The 16,745-nt window shown below is 50.2% G+C and carries 26 protein-coding genes; 20 read left to right on the top strand and 6 right to left on the bottom strand.

The window, feature by feature from the left end:
• Window positions 1-5: 5 nt before the first annotated feature.
• The 14 genes from rplR (at window position 6) to arfA (ending at window position 7,174) form a co-directional block, all read left to right on the top strand.
• Window positions 6-359, top strand: a complete 354-nt coding sequence (rplR, locus tag ACHHZ7_RS24135) for a 50S ribosomal protein L18 (protein ID WP_000358960.1) — start codon at window positions 6-8, stop codon at window positions 357-359.
• Window positions 360-373: 14 nt separating this feature from the next.
• Window positions 374-877, top strand: a complete 504-nt coding sequence (gene rpsE / locus ACHHZ7_RS24130; protein WP_003031131.1) for a 30S ribosomal protein S5 — start codon at window positions 374-376, stop codon at window positions 875-877.
• A gap of 3 nt (window positions 878-880) precedes the next feature.
• Window positions 881-1,060, top strand: coding sequence for a 50S ribosomal protein L30 (gene rpmD, locus ACHHZ7_RS24125; RefSeq protein WP_001140434.1), 180 nt, complete (start codon window positions 881-883; stop codon window positions 1,058-1,060).
• 3 nt (window positions 1,061-1,063) lie between these two features.
• Entirely contained in the window at window positions 1,064-1,498 is a 435-nt protein-coding gene (gene rplO / locus ACHHZ7_RS24120; RefSeq protein ID WP_003031132.1) for a 50S ribosomal protein L15, read from the top strand.
• A 7-nt stretch (window positions 1,499-1,505) separates the two neighbouring features.
• Entirely contained in the window at window positions 1,506-2,837 is a 1,332-nt protein-coding gene (gene secY / locus ACHHZ7_RS24115) for a preprotein translocase subunit SecY (RefSeq protein ID WP_001118864.1), read from the top strand.
• A gap of 30 nt (window positions 2,838-2,867) precedes the next feature.
• The gene (rpmJ, locus tag ACHHZ7_RS24110; protein WP_000868187.1) at window positions 2,868-2,984 is read left to right on the top strand and encodes a 50S ribosomal protein L36; all 117 of its coding nucleotides are present in this window, start codon (window positions 2,868-2,870) and stop codon (window positions 2,982-2,984) included.
• A gap of 146 nt (window positions 2,985-3,130) precedes the next feature.
• The gene (gene rpsM, locus ACHHZ7_RS24105; RefSeq protein ID WP_003031135.1) at window positions 3,131-3,487 is read left to right on the top strand and encodes a 30S ribosomal protein S13; all 357 of its coding nucleotides are present in this window, start codon (window positions 3,131-3,133) and stop codon (window positions 3,485-3,487) included.
• A gap of 16 nt (window positions 3,488-3,503) precedes the next feature.
• Window positions 3,504-3,893, top strand: a complete 390-nt coding sequence (gene rpsK / locus ACHHZ7_RS24100) for a 30S ribosomal protein S11 (RefSeq protein ID WP_003031137.1) — start codon at window positions 3,504-3,506, stop codon at window positions 3,891-3,893.
• 33 nt (window positions 3,894-3,926) lie between these two features.
• Window positions 3,927-4,547 carry a 30S ribosomal protein S4 gene (gene rpsD / locus ACHHZ7_RS24095; protein WP_003031138.1) on the top strand — a complete coding sequence of 207 codons (621 nt, stop codon included), beginning with the start codon at window positions 3,927-3,929 and terminating at the stop codon, window positions 4,545-4,547.
• Between the two features lie 25 nt (window positions 4,548-4,572).
• Window positions 4,573-5,562, top strand: coding sequence for a DNA-directed RNA polymerase subunit alpha (locus tag ACHHZ7_RS24090; protein WP_003031139.1), 990 nt, complete (start codon window positions 4,573-4,575; stop codon window positions 5,560-5,562).
• Between the two features lie 40 nt (window positions 5,563-5,602).
• Window positions 5,603-5,986 (top strand): 50S ribosomal protein L17, encoded by a 384-nt coding sequence (rplQ, locus tag ACHHZ7_RS24085; RefSeq protein ID WP_001216370.1) that lies wholly within the window; start codon window positions 5,603-5,605, stop codon window positions 5,984-5,986.
• A 107-nt stretch (window positions 5,987-6,093) separates the two neighbouring features.
• A complete protein-coding gene (locus ACHHZ7_RS24080; protein ID WP_061548305.1) occupies window positions 6,094-6,462 on the top strand; it encodes a DUF1992 domain-containing protein in 369 nt (122 codons plus the stop codon).
• Window positions 6,463-6,472: 10 nt separating this feature from the next.
• The gene (zntR, locus tag ACHHZ7_RS24075; RefSeq protein ID WP_003031145.1) at window positions 6,473-6,898 is read left to right on the top strand and encodes a Zn(2+)-responsive transcriptional regulator; all 426 of its coding nucleotides are present in this window, start codon (window positions 6,473-6,475) and stop codon (window positions 6,896-6,898) included.
• A 57-nt stretch (window positions 6,899-6,955) separates the two neighbouring features.
• Entirely contained in the window at window positions 6,956-7,174 is a 219-nt protein-coding gene (gene arfA / locus ACHHZ7_RS24070) for an alternative ribosome-rescue factor ArfA (protein WP_003828276.1), read from the top strand.
• Here arfA and mscL read toward each other — a convergent pair.
• The 5 genes from mscL to def form a co-directional block, all read right to left on the bottom strand.
• Entirely contained in the window at window positions 7,171-7,584 is a 414-nt protein-coding gene (gene mscL, locus ACHHZ7_RS24065; RefSeq protein WP_003031152.1) for a large-conductance mechanosensitive channel protein MscL, read from the bottom strand. The genes arfA and mscL overlap by 4 nt on opposite strands.
• A 141-nt stretch (window positions 7,585-7,725) precedes the next feature.
• Window positions 7,726-9,102 carry a Trk system potassium transporter TrkA gene (gene trkA, locus ACHHZ7_RS24060; RefSeq protein WP_003031153.1) on the bottom strand — a complete coding sequence of 459 codons (1,377 nt, stop codon included), beginning with the start codon at window positions 9,100-9,102 and terminating at the stop codon, window positions 7,726-7,728.
• A 21-nt stretch (window positions 9,103-9,123) separates the two neighbouring features.
• Window positions 9,124-10,413: a 16S rRNA (cytosine(967)-C(5))-methyltransferase RsmB gene (gene rsmB / locus ACHHZ7_RS24055; RefSeq protein ID WP_020996083.1), complete on the bottom strand. Its 1,290-nt coding sequence runs from the start codon at window positions 10,411-10,413 to the stop codon at window positions 9,124-9,126.
• 51 nt (window positions 10,414-10,464) lie between these two features.
• Complete coding sequence (gene fmt, locus ACHHZ7_RS24050; RefSeq protein WP_008786286.1) at window positions 10,465-11,412, bottom strand: methionyl-tRNA formyltransferase; 948 nt, start codon at window positions 11,410-11,412, stop codon at window positions 10,465-10,467.
• 14 nt (window positions 11,413-11,426) lie between these two features.
• Window positions 11,427-11,936, bottom strand: coding sequence for a peptide deformylase (def, locus tag ACHHZ7_RS24045; RefSeq protein WP_003828283.1), 510 nt, complete (start codon window positions 11,934-11,936; stop codon window positions 11,427-11,429).
• A gap of 129 nt (window positions 11,937-12,065) precedes the next feature.
• On the opposite strand from def, the gene dprA reads away from it, so the two are divergent.
• The 6 genes from dprA to ACHHZ7_RS24015 are packed head-to-tail and all read left to right on the top strand — an operon-like array spanning window position 12,066 to window position 15,858.
• Window positions 12,066-13,190, top strand: a complete 1,125-nt coding sequence (gene dprA, locus ACHHZ7_RS24040; protein WP_048215428.1) for a DNA-protecting protein DprA — start codon at window positions 12,066-12,068, stop codon at window positions 13,188-13,190.
• Window positions 13,162-13,635, top strand: coding sequence for a DUF494 family protein Smg (gene smg, locus ACHHZ7_RS24035; RefSeq protein ID WP_003031162.1), 474 nt, complete (start codon window positions 13,162-13,164; stop codon window positions 13,633-13,635). Before dprA ends, smg begins: the two co-directional genes overlap by 29 nt.
• 26 nt (window positions 13,636-13,661) lie before the next feature.
• Window positions 13,662-14,204, top strand: a complete 543-nt coding sequence (locus ACHHZ7_RS24030; protein WP_008786284.1) for a type I DNA topoisomerase — start codon at window positions 13,662-13,664, stop codon at window positions 14,202-14,204.
• A 4-nt stretch (window positions 14,205-14,208) separates the two neighbouring features.
• A complete protein-coding gene (tsaC, locus tag ACHHZ7_RS24025) occupies window positions 14,209-14,781 on the top strand; it encodes an L-threonylcarbamoyladenylate synthase type 1 TsaC (protein WP_008786283.1) in 573 nt (190 codons plus the stop codon).
• A 1-nt stretch (window position 14,782) separates the two neighbouring features.
• The gene (gene aroE / locus ACHHZ7_RS24020; protein ID WP_060682861.1) at window positions 14,783-15,604 is read left to right on the top strand and encodes a shikimate dehydrogenase; all 822 of its coding nucleotides are present in this window, start codon (window positions 14,783-14,785) and stop codon (window positions 15,602-15,604) included.
• Entirely contained in the window at window positions 15,601-15,858 is a 258-nt protein-coding gene (locus ACHHZ7_RS24015) for a DUF1488 domain-containing protein (protein ID WP_060682860.1), read from the top strand. Before aroE ends, ACHHZ7_RS24015 begins: the two co-directional genes overlap by 4 nt.
• Here the strand turns inward: ACHHZ7_RS24015 and ACHHZ7_RS24010 are convergent.
• Entirely contained in the window at window positions 15,834-16,388 is a 555-nt protein-coding gene (locus ACHHZ7_RS24010) for a gamma carbonic anhydrase family protein (RefSeq protein WP_003031171.1), read from the bottom strand. The two genes, ACHHZ7_RS24015 and ACHHZ7_RS24010, sit on opposite strands and share 25 nt — an antisense overlap.
• Window positions 16,389-16,745 lie beyond the last annotated feature (357 nt).

Here is a 16,745-nt window from a genome sequence, read left to right as displayed (position 1 = left end):
ACACTATGGATAAGAAATCTGCTCGTATCCGTCGTGCGACCCGCGCACGCCGCAAGCTCCAGGAGCTGGGTGCAACTCGCCTGGTGGTACATCGTACCCCGCGTCATATTTACGCACAGGTAATTGCACCGAACGGTTCTGAAGTTCTGGTAGCTGCTTCTACTGTAGAAAAAGCTATCGCTGAACAATTGAAGTACACCGGTAACAAAGACGCTGCTGCAGCTGTAGGTAAAGCTGTTGCTGAACGCGCTCTGGAAAAAGGCATCAAAGATGTTTCTTTTGACCGTTCCGGGTTCCAATATCATGGTCGTGTCCAGGCACTGGCAGATGCTGCCCGTGAAGCTGGCCTTCAGTTCTAAGGTAGAGGTGTAAGATGGCTCACATCGAAAAACAAGCTGGCGAACTGCAGGAAAAGCTGATCGCGGTTAACCGCGTATCTAAAACCGTTAAAGGTGGTCGTATTTTCTCCTTCACAGCTCTGACTGTAGTTGGTGATGGTAACGGTCGCGTTGGTTTTGGTTACGGTAAAGCGCGTGAAGTTCCAGCAGCGATCCAGAAAGCGATGGAAAAAGCCCGTCGCAATATGATTAACGTCGCGCTGAACCACGGCACCCTGCAGCACCCGGTTAAGGGTACTCACACGGGTTCTCGTGTATTCATGCAGCCGGCTTCCGAAGGTACCGGTATCATCGCCGGTGGTGCAATGCGCGCCGTTCTGGAAGTCGCTGGAGTTCGTAACGTTCTGGCTAAAGCGTATGGTTCCACTAACCCGATTAACGTGGTGCGTGCAACTATCGATGGCCTGGAAAATATGAAATCTCCGGAAATGGTCGCTGCCAAGCGTGGTAAATCCGTTGAAGAAATTCTGGGGAAATAAACCATGGCAAAGACTATTAAAATTACTCAAACCCGCAGTGCAATCGGTCGTCTGCCGAAACACAAGGCAACGCTGCTTGGCCTGGGTCTGCGTCGTATTGGTCACACCGTAGAGCGCGAGGATACTCCTGCTGTTCGTGGTATGGTCAACGCGGTTTCCTTCATGGTTAAAGTTGAGGAGTAAGAGATGCGTTTAAATACTCTGTCTCCGGCCGAAGGCTCTAAAAAAGCGGCTCGCCGCCTGGGTCGTGGTATCGGTTCTGGCCTCGGTAAAACCGGTGGTCGTGGTCACAAAGGTCAGAAGTCTCGTTCTGGCGGTGGCGTACGTCGCGGTTTCGAGGGTGGTCAGATGCCTCTGTACCGTCGTCTGCCGAAATTCGGCTTCACTTCACGTAAAGCAGCGATTACAGCCGAAGTTCGTCTGTCTGACCTGGCTAAAGTTGAAGGCGGTGTTGTAGACCTGAACACGCTGAAAGCAGCTAACATTATCGGTATCCAGATCGAGTTCGCGAAAGTGATCCTGGCTGGTGAAGTCACTACTCCGGTAACTGTTCGTGGCCTGCGTGTTACTAAAGGCGCTCGTGCTGCTATCGAAGCTGCTGGCGGTAAAATCGAGGAATAAGTAGCAGATGGCTAAACAACCGGGATTAGATTTTCAAAGTGCCAAAGGTGGCTTAGGCGAACTGAAACGCAGACTGCTGTTTGTAATCGGCGCGCTGATTGTGTTCCGTATTGGCTCTTTCATTCCGATCCCTGGTATTGATGCCGCTGTACTTGCCAAACTGCTTGAGCAACAGCGAGGCACCATCATTGAAATGTTTAACATGTTCTCTGGTGGTGCTCTCAGCCGTGCTTCTATCTTTGCTCTGGGGATCATGCCGTATATTTCGGCGTCGATCATTATCCAGCTGCTGACGGTGGTTCATCCAACGCTGGCAGAAATTAAGAAAGAAGGGGAGTCTGGTCGTCGTAAGATCAGCCAGTACACCCGCTACGGTACTCTGGTGCTGGCAATATTCCAGTCGATCGGTATTGCTACCGGTCTGCCGAATATGCCTGGTATGCAGGGCCTGGTGATGAACCCAGGCTTTGCATTCTATTTCACCGCTGTTGTAAGTCTGGTTACAGGGACAATGTTCCTGATGTGGTTGGGCGAACAGATTACTGAACGTGGTATCGGCAACGGTATCTCAATCATTATCTTCGCCGGTATTGTCGCGGGACTCCCGCCAGCCATTGCCCATACTATCGAGCAAGCGCGTCAAGGCGACCTGCACTTCCTCGTGTTGCTGTTGGTTGCAGTATTAGTATTCGCAGTGACGTTCTTTGTTGTATTTGTTGAGCGTGGTCAACGCCGTATTGTGGTAAACTACGCAAAACGTCAGCAAGGTCGTCGTGTCTATGCTGCACAGAGCACACATTTACCGCTGAAAGTGAATATGGCGGGGGTAATCCCGGCAATCTTCGCTTCCAGTATTATTCTGTTCCCGGCGACCATCGCGTCATGGTTCGGGGGCGGGACTGGTTGGAACTGGCTGACAACAATTTCGCTGTATTTGCAGCCTGGGCAACCGCTTTATGTGTTACTCTATGCGTCTGCAATCATATTCTTCTGTTTCTTCTACACGGCGTTGGTTTTCAACCCGCGTGAAACAGCAGATAACCTGAAGAAGTCCGGTGCATTTGTACCAGGAATTCGTCCGGGAGAGCAAACGGCGAAGTATATCGATAAAGTAATGACCCGCCTGACTTTGGTTGGTGCGCTCTACATTACCTTTATCTGCCTGATCCCGGAGTTCATGCGTGATGCAATGAAAGTACCGTTCTACTTCGGTGGGACCTCACTGCTTATCGTTGTTGTCGTGATTATGGACTTTATGGCTCAAGTGCAAACTCTGATGATGTCAAGTCAGTACGAGTCTGCATTGAAGAAGGCGAATCTGAAAGGCTACGGCCGTTAACAGTCGCCCGAGAAGTTACGGAGAGTAAAAATGAAAGTTCGTGCTTCCGTCAAGAAATTATGCCGTAACTGCAAAATCGTTAAGCGTGATGGTGTCATCCGTGTGATTTGCAGTGCCGAGCCGAAGCATAAACAGCGCCAAGGCTGATTTATTCGCATATTTTTCTTGCAAAGTTGGGTTGAGCTGGCTAGATTAGCCAGCCAATCTTTTGTATGTCTGTGCGTTTCCATTTGAGTATCCTGAAAACGGGCTTTTCAGCATGGTGCGTACATATTAAATAGTAGGAGTGCATAGTGGCCCGTATAGCAGGCATTAACATTCCTGATCAGAAACATGCTGTGATCGCATTAACTTCGATCTACGGCGTCGGCAAGACCCGTTCTAAAGCCATTCTGGCTGCCGCGGGTATCGCTGAAGATGTTAAGATCAGTGAGCTGTCTGAAGAACAAATCGACACGCTGCGTGACGAAGTTGCCAAATTTGTCGTTGAAGGTGATCTGCGCCGTGAAGTTAGCATGAGCATCAAGCGCCTTATGGACCTTGGTTGCTATCGCGGTTTGCGTCATCGTCGTGGTCTCCCGGTTCGCGGTCAGCGTACCAAGACCAACGCACGTACCCGTAAGGGTCCGCGCAAACCGATCAAGAAATAATCGGGGTGATTGAATAATGGCAAAGGCACCAATTCGTGCACGTAAACGTGTAAGAAAACAAGTCTCTGACGGCGTGGCTCATATCCATGCTTCTTTTAACAACACCATCGTTACCATTACTGATCGTCAGGGTAACGCACTGGGTTGGGCAACAGCCGGTGGTTCCGGTTTCCGTGGTTCTCGCAAATCCACTCCGTTTGCAGCTCAGGTTGCAGCAGAGCGTTGCGCTGAAGCCGTAAAAGAATACGGTATCAAGAATCTGGAAGTTATGGTCAAAGGACCGGGTCCAGGTCGCGAATCTACTGTTCGTGCTCTGAACGCCGCTGGTTTCCGCATCACTAATATTACTGATGTGACTCCGATCCCTCATAACGGTTGTCGTCCGCCGAAAAAACGTCGCGTATAACGCTGTCGTTTCTAGGATTGTTGGAGAAAGAAAATGGCAAGATATTTGGGTCCTAAGCTCAAGCTGAGCCGTCGTGAGGGCACTGACTTATTCCTTAAGTCTGGCGTTCGCGCGATCGATACCAAGTGTAAAATTGAACAAGCTCCTGGCCAGCACGGTGCGCGTAAACCGCGTCTGTCTGACTATGGTGTGCAGTTGCGTGAAAAGCAAAAAGTTCGCCGTATCTACGGTGTGCTGGAGCGTCAGTTCCGTAACTACTACAAAGAAGCAGCACGTCTGAAAGGCAACACCGGTGAAAACCTGTTGGGTCTGCTGGAAGGTCGTCTGGACAACGTTGTATACCGTATGGGCTTCGGTGCCACTCGTGCAGAAGCACGTCAGCTGGTCAGCCATAAAGCAATTATGGTAAACGGTCGTGTTGTTAACATCGCTTCTTATCAGGTTAGTCCGAATGACGTTGTTAGCATTCGTGAGAAAGCGAAGAAGCAGTCTCGCGTGAAAGCCGCTCTGGAGCTGGCTGAGCAGCGTGAAAAGCCAACCTGGCTGGAAGTTGATGCTGGCAAGATGGAAGGTACGTTCAAGCGTAAGCCGGAGCGTTCTGATCTGTCTGCGGACATTAACGAACACCTGATCGTCGAGCTTTACTCCAAGTAAAGCTTAGTACCAAAGAGAGGACACAATGCAGGGTTCTGTGACAGAGTTTCTAAAACCGCGCCTGGTAGATATCGAGCAAGTGAGTTCGACGCACGCCAAGGTGACCCTTGAGCCTTTAGAGCGTGGCTTTGGCCATACTTTGGGTAACGCACTGCGCCGTATTCTGCTCTCATCGATGCCGGGTTGCGCGGTGACCGAGGTTGAGATTGATGGTGTACTACATGAGTACAGCACCAAAGAAGGCGTTCAGGAAGATATCCTGGAAATCCTGCTCAACCTGAAAGGGCTGGCGGTGAGAGTTCAGGGTAAAGATGACGTTATTCTTACCTTGAATAAATCTGGCATTGGCCCTGTGACTGCAGCCGACATTACCCATGATGGTGATGTCGAAATCGTCAAGCCACAGCACGTGATCTGCCACCTGACCGATGAGAATGCATCTATTAGCATGCGTATCAAAGTTCAGCGCGGTCGTGGTTATGTGCCGGCTTCTACCCGAATTCATTCGGAAGAAGATGAGCGCCCAATCGGCCGTCTGCTGGTCGACGCATGCTACAGCCCTGTAGAGCGTATTGCCTACAATGTTGAAGCAGCGCGTGTAGAACAGCGTACCGACCTGGATAAGCTGGTCATCGAAATGGAAACCAACGGCACAATCGATCCTGAAGAGGCGATTCGTCGTGCGGCAACCATTCTGGCTGAACAACTGGAAGCTTTCGTTGATTTACGTGATGTACGTCAGCCGGAAGTTAAAGAAGAGAAACCAGAATTCGATCCGATCCTGCTGCGCCCTGTTGACGATCTGGAATTGACTGTCCGCTCTGCTAACTGCCTCAAAGCAGAAGCTATCCACTATATCGGTGATCTGGTACAGCGTACTGAGGTTGAGCTTCTTAAGACGCCTAACCTTGGTAAAAAATCTCTTACCGAGATTAAAGACGTGCTGGCTTCCCGTGGACTGTCTCTGGGCATGCGCCTGGAAAACTGGCCACCGGCAAGCATCGCTGACGAGTAACCGGATCACAGGTTAAGGTTTTACTGAGAAGGATAAGGTCATGCGCCATCGTAAGAGTGGTCGTCAACTGAACCGCAACAGCAGCCATCGCCAGGCTATGTTCCGCAATATGGCAGGTTCACTGGTTCGTCATGAAATCATCAAGACGACTCTGCCGAAAGCGAAAGAGCTGCGTCGCGTAGTTGAGCCGCTGATTACTCTTGCCAAGACTGATAGCGTAGCTAATCGTCGTCTGGCATTCGCCCGTACTCGTGATAACGAGATCGTGGCAAAACTGTTTAACGAACTGGGCCCGCGTTTTGCGAGCCGCGCCGGTGGTTACACTCGCATTCTGAAGTGTGGTTTCCGTGCAGGCGACAACGCGCCGATGGCATACATCGAGCTGGTTGATCGTTCAGAGAAAACAGAAGCTGCTGCAGAGTAATCTGTAGTAACGTAAAAAAACCCGCCTCGGCGGGTTTTTTTATATCCGTCATATCCCCACTTATCTACAATATCTGTACTCTTTTTGTTCATCCCCTGGAGTGTTGTATGTGGTTACTTGACCAGTGGGCAGAGCGCCATATTATTGATGCACAGTCTAAAGGCGAGTTTGATGATTTACCGGGAACGGGCGAACCGCTGACTCTTGACGATGACACCCATGTCCCGCCTGAACTCCGAGCCGGATACCGTTTATTAAAAAATGCAGGTTGCCTTCCTCCTGAGCTCGAGCAACGCAGAGAGGCAATACAGCTGCTTGAAATACTCGCGGGGATCCGCAAAGATGATCCCAGTTATCCTGAGGTGAGCCGAAGACTGTCGCTACTGGAACTTAAACTTCGGCAGGCTGGACTCAGCACCGAGTTTTTGCGCGGTGACTACGCAGATAAGCTGCTAAAAAAGATCAACGATGAATAGCGGAGAGAGCATGTACCGAATTGGTGAAATAGCGAAACTGGCTGACGTGACGCCGGATACTATCCGCTACTATGAAAAGCAGCAGATGATGGAGCATGAAGTGCGTACTGAAGGTGGATTTCGCCTCTATACAGAAAGCGATCTTCAGCGCTTGAAGTTTATTCGTTATGCCCGGCAGCTAGGTTTCACTCTGGAGTCGATCCGTGAATTGCTTTCGATCCGGGTTGATCCCGAACACCATACTTGTCAGGAATCAAAAGGGATCGTCCAGGAAAGACTGCAAGAAGTCGAAGCCCGCATTGCTGAACTTCAGACGATGCAGCGGTCACTGCAGCGATTGAATGATGCATGCTGCGGCAAGGCACACAGCAGCGTGTACTGCTCTATTCTTGAAGCTCTTGAGCAAGGCGCCAGCGGAACAACATCAGGCTGTTGATTTCTTGAACTGCCAGGTCTACACTCGCGGCGTAAATTACTACAAACTGGAGATAGTATGAGTCGTTATCAGCACACCAAAGGGCAGATAAAGGACAACGCCATTGAGGCGCTTCTGCATGACCCACTGTTCAGACAGCGCGTTGAGAAAAATAAGAAAGGGAAAGGAAGTTATCTGCGAAAAGGCAAACATGGCAATCGGGGTAACTGGGAGGCCAGTGGCAAGAAAGTAATTAACTTTTTTACCACTGGCCTTCTTGTTTCAGTGAGTGCTTAAGAGCGGTTATTCTGTTCTTTCAGCAGGTCACGAATTTCACTTAGCAATACTTCTTCTTTCGATGGAGCTGGCGGTGCTGCCGGCTCTTCCGCTTTTTTACGGTTCAGTTTGTTGATCAGTTTGATTGCCATAAAGATAGCAAACGCAACAATAATGAAATCGAATACATTCTGAATAAATACACCGTAATGCATGACCACGGCAGGGATGTCTCCCTGTGCATCACGTAGCGTTAAAGCAAACTGTTTAAAATCAATTCCACCAATTAACAGCCCCAGCGGCGGCATAATGATATCGGCAACCAGTGATGAAACAATCTTACCGAATGCCGCACCAATAATGACACCCACTGCCAAATCGACAACATTCCCGCGCATCGCGAATTCGCGAAACTCTTTAATAATGCTCATTTTATTCTCCCTATGCAGCTGACGTTTATAAGTTTAACAAATGTTTAGGCAATTTCCATTTATGTATTGCCGAAAGGAAAATTTATTAGACCATGAAAAATAAAGGGAAATAAAAAGGGCGCTGTATTAGCGCCCAAATTATTACAGGAAGAAAGGACTTGGCTGGAATAGTCGCTCGACGTCGGTAATAAACTTTTTATCTGTCAGGAACATAATTACGTGATCGCCCTGCTCAATGCGCAGGTTATCGTTGGCAATCATGACATCGTTACCACGTACAACGGCGCCAATAATGGTTCCGGGCGGAAGTTTAATTTCATCAATTGAACGCCCTACAACTCTCGACGTCGTTTCATCCCCGTGTGCGACGGCTTCAATGGCTTCCGCGACGCCACGGCGAAGTGAAGAAACGCCAACAATATCAGCTTTACGCACGTGGCTCAGCAGCGCGGAGATGGTCGCCTGCTGCGGTGAAATCGCAATATCGATCACGCTGCCTTGCACCAGATCGACGTATGCTCTGCGCTGGATCAACACCATTACTTTCTTGGCGCCCATCCGTTTGGCAAGCATCGCCGACATGATATTTGCTTCATCATCGTTGGTCACTGCGATGAACAGATCGACCTGATCGATATGTTCTTCGGCCAGTAACTCTTGATCCGAAGCATCACCAAAAAAGACGATCGTATTTTGTAGTTTCTCTGCAAGTTCGGATGCGCGTTGTTGATTACGTTCGATCAGTTTGACGCTGTAATCTTTTTCCAGACGACGTGCCAGACCAGCGCCGATATTACCGCCACCCACTAACATAATGCGTTTGTACGGCTTTTCCAGACGCTGCAGTTCGCTCATTACGGCGCGTATATGCTGTGATGCCGCAATAAAGAAGACTTCATCACCCGCTTCAACGATCGTAGAACCTTGCGGACGGATCGGTCGGTCATGACGGAAAATCGCCGCAACGCGGGTATCGATGTGCGGCATATGCTCACGCATTGTTGACAGCGCATTACCGATAAGCGGCCCGCCGTAATAGGCTTTTACTACTGCCAGACTGACTTTACCTTCGGCAAAATTCACCACCTGCAATGCGCCCGGATATTCAATCAGGCGATAAATGCTATCGATAACCAGTTGCTCAGGCGCAATCAGGTGATCGATTGGCACCGCATCGGATTGGAACAGCTTGTCGGCATCGCGAACGTAATCTGGTGAACGAATACGGGCGATGCGATTAGGCGTATTAAACAGTGAATAAGCTACCTGGCAGGCAACCATATTTGTTTCATCTGAGCTGGTTACGGCAACCAGCATATCGGCATCGTCGGCACCGGCTTCACGCAATACACGGGGATGCGAACCATGCCCTTGCACGACACGGAGATCAAACTTGTCCTGCAGGCTGCGCAGGCGTTCACCATTGGTATCGACTACCGTGATATCGTTGTTTTCTCCGACCAGGTTTTCAGCCAGCGTACCGCCAACTTGCCCTGCGCCCAGAATGATAATTTTCATCAGTCGCGACCCGTTATCTCATCACTTTTTGATTAGCTTAGCGTAAAAGAAGCCATCGCCATCTTCCGCACCCGGTAAATTCTGACGTCCGGGTTTTTCCGGCGTACCGGTTTCGCTTAATACCGCATCCGGTGTGCGTGCCAGGAAGGCGGCAATTTGCTGTTGGTTCTCTTCTGGCAGGATAGAGCACGTTGCATACACCAGCGTGCCGCCAGATTTAAGATGTGACCAGGTAGCATTCAGGATCTCAGCCTGCAATTGGGCAAGTTCGGCAATATCCCGGTCGCGGCGCAGCCATTTGATATCCGGATGGCGACGGATCACCCCGGTAGCAGAACATGGAGCGTCCAGCAAAATACGGTCAAACTGTTGTTCACCGCACCACTGCTGTGGATAGCGGCCATCCCCCTGTTTTACGGTTGCCTTCATGCCCAGACGTTTCAGATTGTCGTAAACGCGCGATAAGCGTTTTTCATCCACATCGACGGCCATGACGTTAGCTAGCGGAGCAACTTCCAGAATGTGAGTGGTTTTACCGCCCGGCGCACAGCACAGGTCGAGGATCTGTTCACCGTCCTCCGGCAACAGATAATTTACGCATCCTTGAGCGGAAGCATCCTGAACGGTGACCCAACCTTCGTCAAAACCAGGGAGGGCGTGAACTGGAGCCGGTGTTTCCAGACGCACTGCATCCGGGTAGTCTGGATGCGGGAAACCTGTCAAACCCGCTTCGGTAAGCAGGTCTAGCCAGGCGTCGCGAGTATGGTGATTACGATTGACTCGTAGCCACATCGGCGGTCGCTGGTTATTGGCTTCAAGAATGGCTTCCCACTGCTGCGGATACGCACTCTTAATACGTTTCACCAGCCAGGAGGGGTGTAAGAAGCGCAAATCGCTTTGCGCAAACTCGGCCAGCAGTTCATCCTGACGGCGTTGAAACTGGCGCAGTACGCCGTTGATCAGCCCTTTCAGCTGTGGACGCTTAATAACGACCGCGCCTTCTACGGTCTCAGCTAAGGCAGCGTGTGCTGGAATACGAGTATGCAACAGTTGGTAGAAGCCCACCATGATCAGGTAGTGAACGGTGCGCTGTTTGCCCGTCATTGGACGTTCCATCAGTTGCTGGATCATCCACTCCAGTTGAGAGAGTGTACGCAATACGCCGAAGCAAAGTTCCTGTAACAGTGCTTTGTCTTTATCGGCAACTTTTTGCTGCATGGCGGGCAGCACGTTACTTAGTGATTGTCCTTTCTCGACAACCTGTTCGACGGCCTGGGCCGTCATACTGCGTAAATTAAGATGTTTTTTCATAAGCGCAAAAATAAAAATGCCCGGAGACACCGGGCTTAAAGAGATGAACCGTCAGGCCAGACGGTTTCCGGGCACGAACCACTCCCGGCGCGAATTAAGCAGATCCTGCGCGCTCATGGCTTTTTTACCGGCAGGCTGCAAAGAGATAAGATTCAGAATGCCGTCGCCTGTTGCGACCTGGATACCCTGCTTTGTTGCCTCTAGAATGGTGCCTGGCTCGGCCTGGGTGTTTACAGCAATAACCGAAGCTTGCCAGACTTTCACTGGCTGACCATCGATTTCAAGCCAGCTCATTGGCCACGGGTTAAAGGCGCGGATGCAGCGTTCCAATTGAACAGCCGAAAGCGACCAGTCGATACGGGCCTCTTCTTTGCTGAGTTTTTCTGCATGCGTAACCAGTGATTCGTCTTGTACCACCGGTTTTATTGTACCGGCAGCCAGCTGTTTTAGCGTTTCAATCAGCCCCTGAGGCCCCAGGTCTGCCAGCTTGTCATATAACGAACCGCTGGTATCTTCTGCCGTAATTGGGCAGGACAGCTTCAGCAGCATATCACCGGTGTCGAGGCCAACATCCATCTGCATGATGGTAACACCGGTTTCGGCGTCGCCTGCCCACAGTGAGCGCTGGATCGGTGCTGCACCCCGCCAGCGCGGAAGCAGGGAACCGTGAACGTTGATACAACCCAGGCGCGGCATTTCCAGTACGGCTTTTGGCAGAATCAGGCCATATGCCACCACCACCATCACGTCTGCGTGTAAATCAGCAACCAACTGCTGGTTTTCCTGAGGGCGAAGAGAGACGGGTTGAAAGACCGGTATCCCTTTTTCTTCTGCCAGCACTTTTACCGGGCTGGGCATCAGCTTTTTACCGCGTCCCGCCGGGCGGTCCGGTTGGGTAAACACGCCAACGACGTTATGTCCAGAAGACAGCAGCGCGTCGAGATGACGCGCTGCAAAGTCAGGTGTACCCGCAAAAATAATACGTAGTGAGTCTGACACGTTGATCCTTGTCCTTAAGCTCGGGCGTTCAGGCGGTCGAGTTTTTCAACTTTCTGACGAATGCGTTGTTGCTTCAACGGAGACAGATAATCGATAAATAGTTTACCGACCAGGTGATCCATTTCATGTTGAATGCAGATAGCGAGCAGGCCATCGGCTTCCAGTTCAAAAGATTTGCCGTCGCGATCGAGCGCACGAATTTTTACTTTCTCTGCACGCGGTACTAACGCACGCTGTTCAGGAATAGACAGACAGCCTTCTTCAATGCCGGTTTCGCCGTCTTTTTCCAGCAGTTCTGGGTTAATGAGTACCAACTGCTCATCGCGATTTTCAGAGACATCAATAACAATGATGCGCTGATGAATATCGACCTGTGTTGCTGCCAGACCGATACCTTCTTCGGCGTACATCGTTTCGAACATATCATCAACGATACGCTGAATTTCTGCATTCACTTCTTCAACCGGTTTTGCGACTTTGCGAAGCCGCTCGTCCGGAATATGTAACACTTGCAAAACTGACATAGTTATCCAGAGTTGTGTTCAGGAGTTGAAAAGATTATTACCTCTATTCTAGACAAAACCCCCTCTGATTGACAGCATCAGTGACCAATCGCAAAGATTGCCAGGACTGCTTGTGGCAGGGGAACAGGGATGACCCAAATCGAAATTTGGCTACGTTTAGCGCAAGTGAATGAACTGTATGGTGATGAGATAGTGCGCGTTGCTCACTGGCTCAATACTCAACCGTGCATTAACAACGCGGTACTTTTGCAGGCAGGATTCTCTCCACGCCAGGCAAGACGCTTTTTAACCTTTTCAGATCTGACGCTGGAAAAAACGCTGCGCTGGCTTGAACAGCCTAACCACCATTTTGTGGTTGCCGACAGCGAGCATTATCCGCCACAGCTCCGTGCGATTGAGGATTATCCTGGGGTGCTTTTTGTTGCAGGAGCTCCCGCATGCCTCCACTCATTTCAAGTTGCCGTTGTCGGTAGTCGACAACATTCATGGTATGGCGAACGCTGGGGACGGTTGTTTTGTGAAAAGCTTGCTGCATGTGGGGTGACGATCACCAGCGGTCTGGCCCGGGGGATTGATGGCGTGGCGCACAATGCTGCGATAAACCGACAAGGCACAAGTATTGCGGTGCTGGGAAATGGACTTGAGACCATTCATCCACGGCAGCATATCCGTCTTGCGGAGCGACTTATTGAGGCTGGGGGCGCACTGGTGTCTGAGTTCCCATTAGATATGCTCCCTTTGCCGCGCAATTTTCCCCGACGAAATCGTATTATCAGTGGTCTAAGTAAAGGTGTACTGGTTGTCGAAGCTGCACAGCGTAGCGGGTCGCTGGTTACTGCTCGCTGTGCAATTGAACAAGGGCGGGAGGTGTTTGCTTTACCTGGGCCGATTGGGAGCCCGGGAAGTGAAGGCCCGCATTGGCTTATTCAGCAGGGAGCCATGCTTGTGACGACACCAGAGGAAATTCTTGAAAATTTGCAATATGGGCTGCAATGGTTGCCAGATGAACCTGAAAAATCAATTTATTCGCCAGATCACGAAGAGGTGGCATTGCCATTTCCGGAGCTCCTGGCTAACGTAGGAGATGAGGTAACACCTGTTGACGTCGTCGCTGAACGTGCCGGCCAACCTGTGCCAGAGGTAGTGGCTCAACTGCTCGAACTGGAGTTAGCAGGGTGGATCGCAGCTGTACCCGGCGGCTATGTCCGATTGAGGAGGGCATGCCATGTTCGACGTACTAATGTATTTGTTTGAGACATATATCCATAACGAAGCTGAGCTGCGTGTGGATCAGGACAAACTGGAACGGGATCTTACCGACGCTGGTTTTGATCGTGAAGACATTTACAACGCGTTACTTTGGCTGGAGAAGCTTGCTGACTATCAGGATGGTCTTGCTGAACCTATGCAGCTGGCATCGGACCCTCTTTCTATACGTATTTATACTGCAGAAGAGTGCGATCGACTGGATGCAAGCTGTAGAGGATTCCTGCTATTCCTGGAGCAGATTCAGGTGCTAAACCTCGAAACGCGAGAAATGGTTATTGAGCGCGTACTCGCGCTAGATACGGCAGAGTTCGATCTGGAAGACCTGAAGTGGGTGATTCTGATGGTGCTATTCAACATTCCAGGTTGTGAAAATGCCTATCAGCAAATGGAAGAATTACTCTTTGAAGTGAATGAAGGTATGCTGCATTAATCAATCTTCATTCAGTATGAGTTGTTATGGCTAAATCAGCACTGTTCACGGTGCGTAAAAACGAGCCCTGCCCACAATGCGGGGCTGAACTGGTTATTCGTTCCGGGAAACACGGTCCGTTTCTCGGTTGTTCACACTATCCAGAATGCGATTACATCCGTCCGCTGAAATCTTCCGCGGACGGACATGTTGTCAAAGTTCTGGAGGGTAAGCTTTGTCCTGCATGTGGCGCTGAGCTGGTGCTGAGACAGGGACGATTCGGTATGTTTATTGGATGCAGTGACTATCCTGCGTGCGATCACACCGAGCTCATCGACAAGCCTGATGAAACAGCAATAGTCTGTCCTCAATGCCAGACTGGTCATCTTGTCCAGCGGCGTTCCCGTTATGGCAAAACCTTTTACTCCTGCGATCGCTATCCGGAGTGCCAGTTTGTCATTAACTTCAAACCGTTAGCCGGAGAATGTCCTGAGTGTCATTATCCGCTTCTCATCGAAAAGAAAACCGCGCAGGGTGTGAAGCATTTCTGTGCCAGTAAACAATGTGGAAAGCCGATTTCGGCGGAATAAAAAAGTGAATAATAGCCTGCCCACAGACGCTATCGCTGCGGCGATAGCGGTTCTGAAACAAGAAAAAGTCATCGCCTATCCAACTGAAGCTGTATTTGGTGTCGGCTGCGACCCCGATAGCGAAACGGCTGTAACCCGTTTGTTGGCGCTAAAACAACGTCCGGTCGATAAAGGGTTAATTTTAATCGCGTCAAACTTTGAACAACTTAAACCATATATCGACGATAGCATGCTCACCGATGCTCAACGTGACGCTGTTTTCGCCCGTTGGCCTGGTCCTGTTACCTTCGTTTTCCCAGCGCTTGCGACAACGCCACGCTGGTTGACCGGGCGCTTTGATTCTCTGGCTGTTCGCGTCACCGATCACCCGCTGGTGGTTGCGTTGTGCCAGGCTTATGGCAAACCGTTAGTTTCTACCAGTGCTAATTTGAGTGGCTTACCGCCTTGCAGAACGGTAGAGGAAGTTCGCGCACAGTTCGGTACAGACTTTCCCGTGGTTGAAGGGGAGACCGGGGGGCGTTTGAATCCTTCGGAGATCCGTGATGCTCTGACAGGTGAACAGTTTCGACAGGGGTAATATGAAAGAAGCCTATGCTGTTTTTGGTAATCCGATAGCGCACAGTAAATCGCCCTTTATTCATCAGCAATTTGCAGAGCAGCTGAAGATTGATCACTCCTACGGGCGTGTATTGGCACCCATCAATGATTTTGTGAATACCCTGAACGCTTTTTTTGCTGAGGGCGGGAAGGGGGCAAATGTCACCGTGCCTTTTAAAGAAGAGGCATTTGCACGTGCCGATGAACTAACGGAGCGGGCATCGCTTGCTGGAGCGGTCAACACCCTTAAACGGCTGGAGGATGGGCGTTTACTGGGAGACAACACGGATGGTATCGGCTTGTTGAGCGATCTTGAGCGTTTATCTTTCATTCGTCCCGGATCGCGAGTTCTGCTGATTGGTGCGGGTGGTGCATCCCGTGGAGTTTTATTACCTCTTCTTTCTATGGATTGTGCGGTGACTATTGTTAACCGTACCGCTTCGCGCGCTGAAGAGCTGGCACAAATCTTCTCCCATACCGGCAGCGTACAGGCGGTAGGAATGGACGAGCTTGATAATTACAGTTTTGATTTGATTATTAACGCGACATCCAGCGGAATTAGCGGTGAGATCCCGGCTATTCCGAAATCTCTTATTCACTCATCTGTCTATTGTTATGACATGTTTTATCAGAAAGGAGATACACCGTTCCTCTCCTGGTGTGCCGAACATGGGGCGAAACAATATGCTGATGGCCTGGGTATGCTGGTGGGGCAAGCAGCGCACGCCGTTTTACTCTGGCATGGGGTTTTGCCGCAGATTGAACCCGTCATTAAAAGCATGCAGCAGGAATTGTCGGCATGAATCAGGCGATCCAGTTTCCCGATCGAGAAGAATGGCGCACGGATGTCAACGCCGTTGTGTTTCCGGCGATGGTTCATGGTATGCAGTTAACATGTGCCATATCTGGAGAGATGCTGGCGTCCCGCTTTGGCGGCGACACGCCTGAACATTGGTTGGAAATCTTTCAACAGCATCGCTGGGATCTGGAAGAAGAAGCTGAAGGATTGATCCAGGCCCAGCAGGAAGATGCTCAAGGTTGGGTGTGGTTACTCTGACTTAAATATTCATCTTTCCACTTAACATAGTTGTTAGCTGAATATTGTAAGCCTGCTTTCTCTTCATCGCTTAATGGACGGATTTGTTTAACCGGGCTTCCCAGGTACAGATACCCGCTTTCCAGGCGTTTGTTTTGGGGAACCAGGCTCCCAGCCCCAATCATAACGTCGTCTTCTACGACTACGCCATCCAGCAGAATCGAACCCATGCCGACTAATACTCGGTTGCCAATGATGCAGCCGTGTAGCATGACCTTGTGACCGACCGTCACATCCTCACCCACGATCAATGGATTACCCTGCGGATTAGAAGTGGACTTATGTGTGACATGGAGAACGCTGCCGTCCTGAATGTTTGTACGGGCACCAATTTGTACATAGTTAACGTCGCCACGAATGGCGACCAGTGGCCAAATTCCGACATCATCAGCCAAACGGGCATCACCAATGACGACACTGCTGGTGTCGATCATTACGCGATTTCCGATCTGTGGGAAAAGATCCTTATAAGGACGCAGTACATCAGACATACTTACCTCAACGAAAATAGAGCAGTAATGAAGACTTTGGTTGGATTATTGAGACTGTGCAAGTGGTTTAGCTATCAAAAATCAGCCAAATTGCGCAGGAATGTAGCGAAAGGAGTGAAAAACAAGCATTCAGAAAAAAAGATCCAAAAAATACTTGTGCTAAAAAATGGGATCCCTATAATGCGCCTCCATCGACACGGCGGATGTGAATCACTTCACGCAAACAGCCTGTTCGGTTGAAGAGAAAAACCTGAAAATGAGGGTTGACTCTGAAAGAGGAAAGCGTAATATACGCCACCTCGCGACAGAGCGCTAAAGCGCGTCGCAACTGCTCTTTAACAATTTATCAGACAATCT

Source organism: Citrobacter freundii complex sp. 2024EL-00216 (genome assembly GCF_043945515.1).
In the GTDB taxonomy this organism is placed as follows: domain Bacteria; phylum Pseudomonadota; class Gammaproteobacteria; order Enterobacterales; family Enterobacteriaceae; genus Citrobacter; species Citrobacter portucalensis.
This window is presented reverse-complemented; position numbering and strand designations above follow the sequence as displayed.

Bases quoted from the DNA above. Each gene is read 5' to 3' on its own strand.
- dprA (WP_048215428.1), top strand. From the start codon at position 12,066: ATGACCCAAATCGAAATTTGGCTACGTTTAGCGCAAGTGAATGAACTG.
- ACHHZ7_RS24030 (WP_008786284.1), top strand. From the start codon at position 13,662: ATGGCTAAATCAGCACTGTTCACGGTGCGTAAAAACGAGCCCTGCCCA.
- ACHHZ7_RS24015 (WP_060682860.1), top strand. From the start codon at position 15,601: ATGAATCAGGCGATCCAGTTTCCCGATCGAGAAGAATGGCGCACGGAT.
- arfA (WP_003828276.1), top strand. From the start codon at position 6,956: ATGAGTCGTTATCAGCACACCAAAGGGCAGATAAAGGACAACGCCATT.
- smg (WP_003031162.1), top strand. From the start codon at position 13,162: ATGTTCGACGTACTAATGTATTTGTTTGAGACATATATCCATAACGAA.
- rpsD (WP_003031138.1), top strand. From the start codon at position 3,927: ATGGCAAGATATTTGGGTCCTAAGCTCAAGCTGAGCCGTCGTGAGGGC.
- ACHHZ7_RS24080 (WP_061548305.1), top strand. From the start codon at position 6,094: ATGTGGTTACTTGACCAGTGGGCAGAGCGCCATATTATTGATGCACAG.
- rplR (WP_000358960.1), top strand. From the start codon at position 6: ATGGATAAGAAATCTGCTCGTATCCGTCGTGCGACCCGCGCACGCCGC.
- ACHHZ7_RS24010 (WP_003031171.1), bottom strand. From the start codon at position 16,388: ATGTCTGATGTACTGCGTCCTTATAAGGATCTTTTCCCACAGATCGGA.
- rpsE (WP_003031131.1), top strand. From the start codon at position 374: ATGGCTCACATCGAAAAACAAGCTGGCGAACTGCAGGAAAAGCTGATC.
- rpmJ (WP_000868187.1), top strand. From the start codon at position 2,868: ATGAAAGTTCGTGCTTCCGTCAAGAAATTATGCCGTAACTGCAAAATC.
- aroE (WP_060682861.1), top strand. From the start codon at position 14,783: ATGAAAGAAGCCTATGCTGTTTTTGGTAATCCGATAGCGCACAGTAAA.
- rplO (WP_003031132.1), top strand. From the start codon at position 1,064: ATGCGTTTAAATACTCTGTCTCCGGCCGAAGGCTCTAAAAAAGCGGCT.
- ACHHZ7_RS24090 (WP_003031139.1), top strand. From the start codon at position 4,573: ATGCAGGGTTCTGTGACAGAGTTTCTAAAACCGCGCCTGGTAGATATC.
- secY (WP_001118864.1), top strand. From the start codon at position 1,506: ATGGCTAAACAACCGGGATTAGATTTTCAAAGTGCCAAAGGTGGCTTA.
- rsmB (WP_020996083.1), bottom strand. From the start codon at position 10,413: ATGAAAAAACATCTTAATTTACGCAGTATGACGGCCCAGGCCGTCGAA.
- zntR (WP_003031145.1), top strand. From the start codon at position 6,473: ATGTACCGAATTGGTGAAATAGCGAAACTGGCTGACGTGACGCCGGAT.
- def (WP_003828283.1), bottom strand. From the start codon at position 11,936: ATGTCAGTTTTGCAAGTGTTACATATTCCGGACGAGCGGCTTCGCAAA.
- rpmD (WP_001140434.1), top strand. From the start codon at position 881: ATGGCAAAGACTATTAAAATTACTCAAACCCGCAGTGCAATCGGTCGT.
- mscL (WP_003031152.1), bottom strand. From the start codon at position 7,584: ATGAGCATTATTAAAGAGTTTCGCGAATTCGCGATGCGCGGGAATGTT.
- rplQ (WP_001216370.1), top strand. From the start codon at position 5,603: ATGCGCCATCGTAAGAGTGGTCGTCAACTGAACCGCAACAGCAGCCAT.
- trkA (WP_003031153.1), bottom strand. From the start codon at position 9,102: ATGAAAATTATCATTCTGGGCGCAGGGCAAGTTGGCGGTACGCTGGCT.
- rpsK (WP_003031137.1), top strand. From the start codon at position 3,504: ATGGCAAAGGCACCAATTCGTGCACGTAAACGTGTAAGAAAACAAGTC.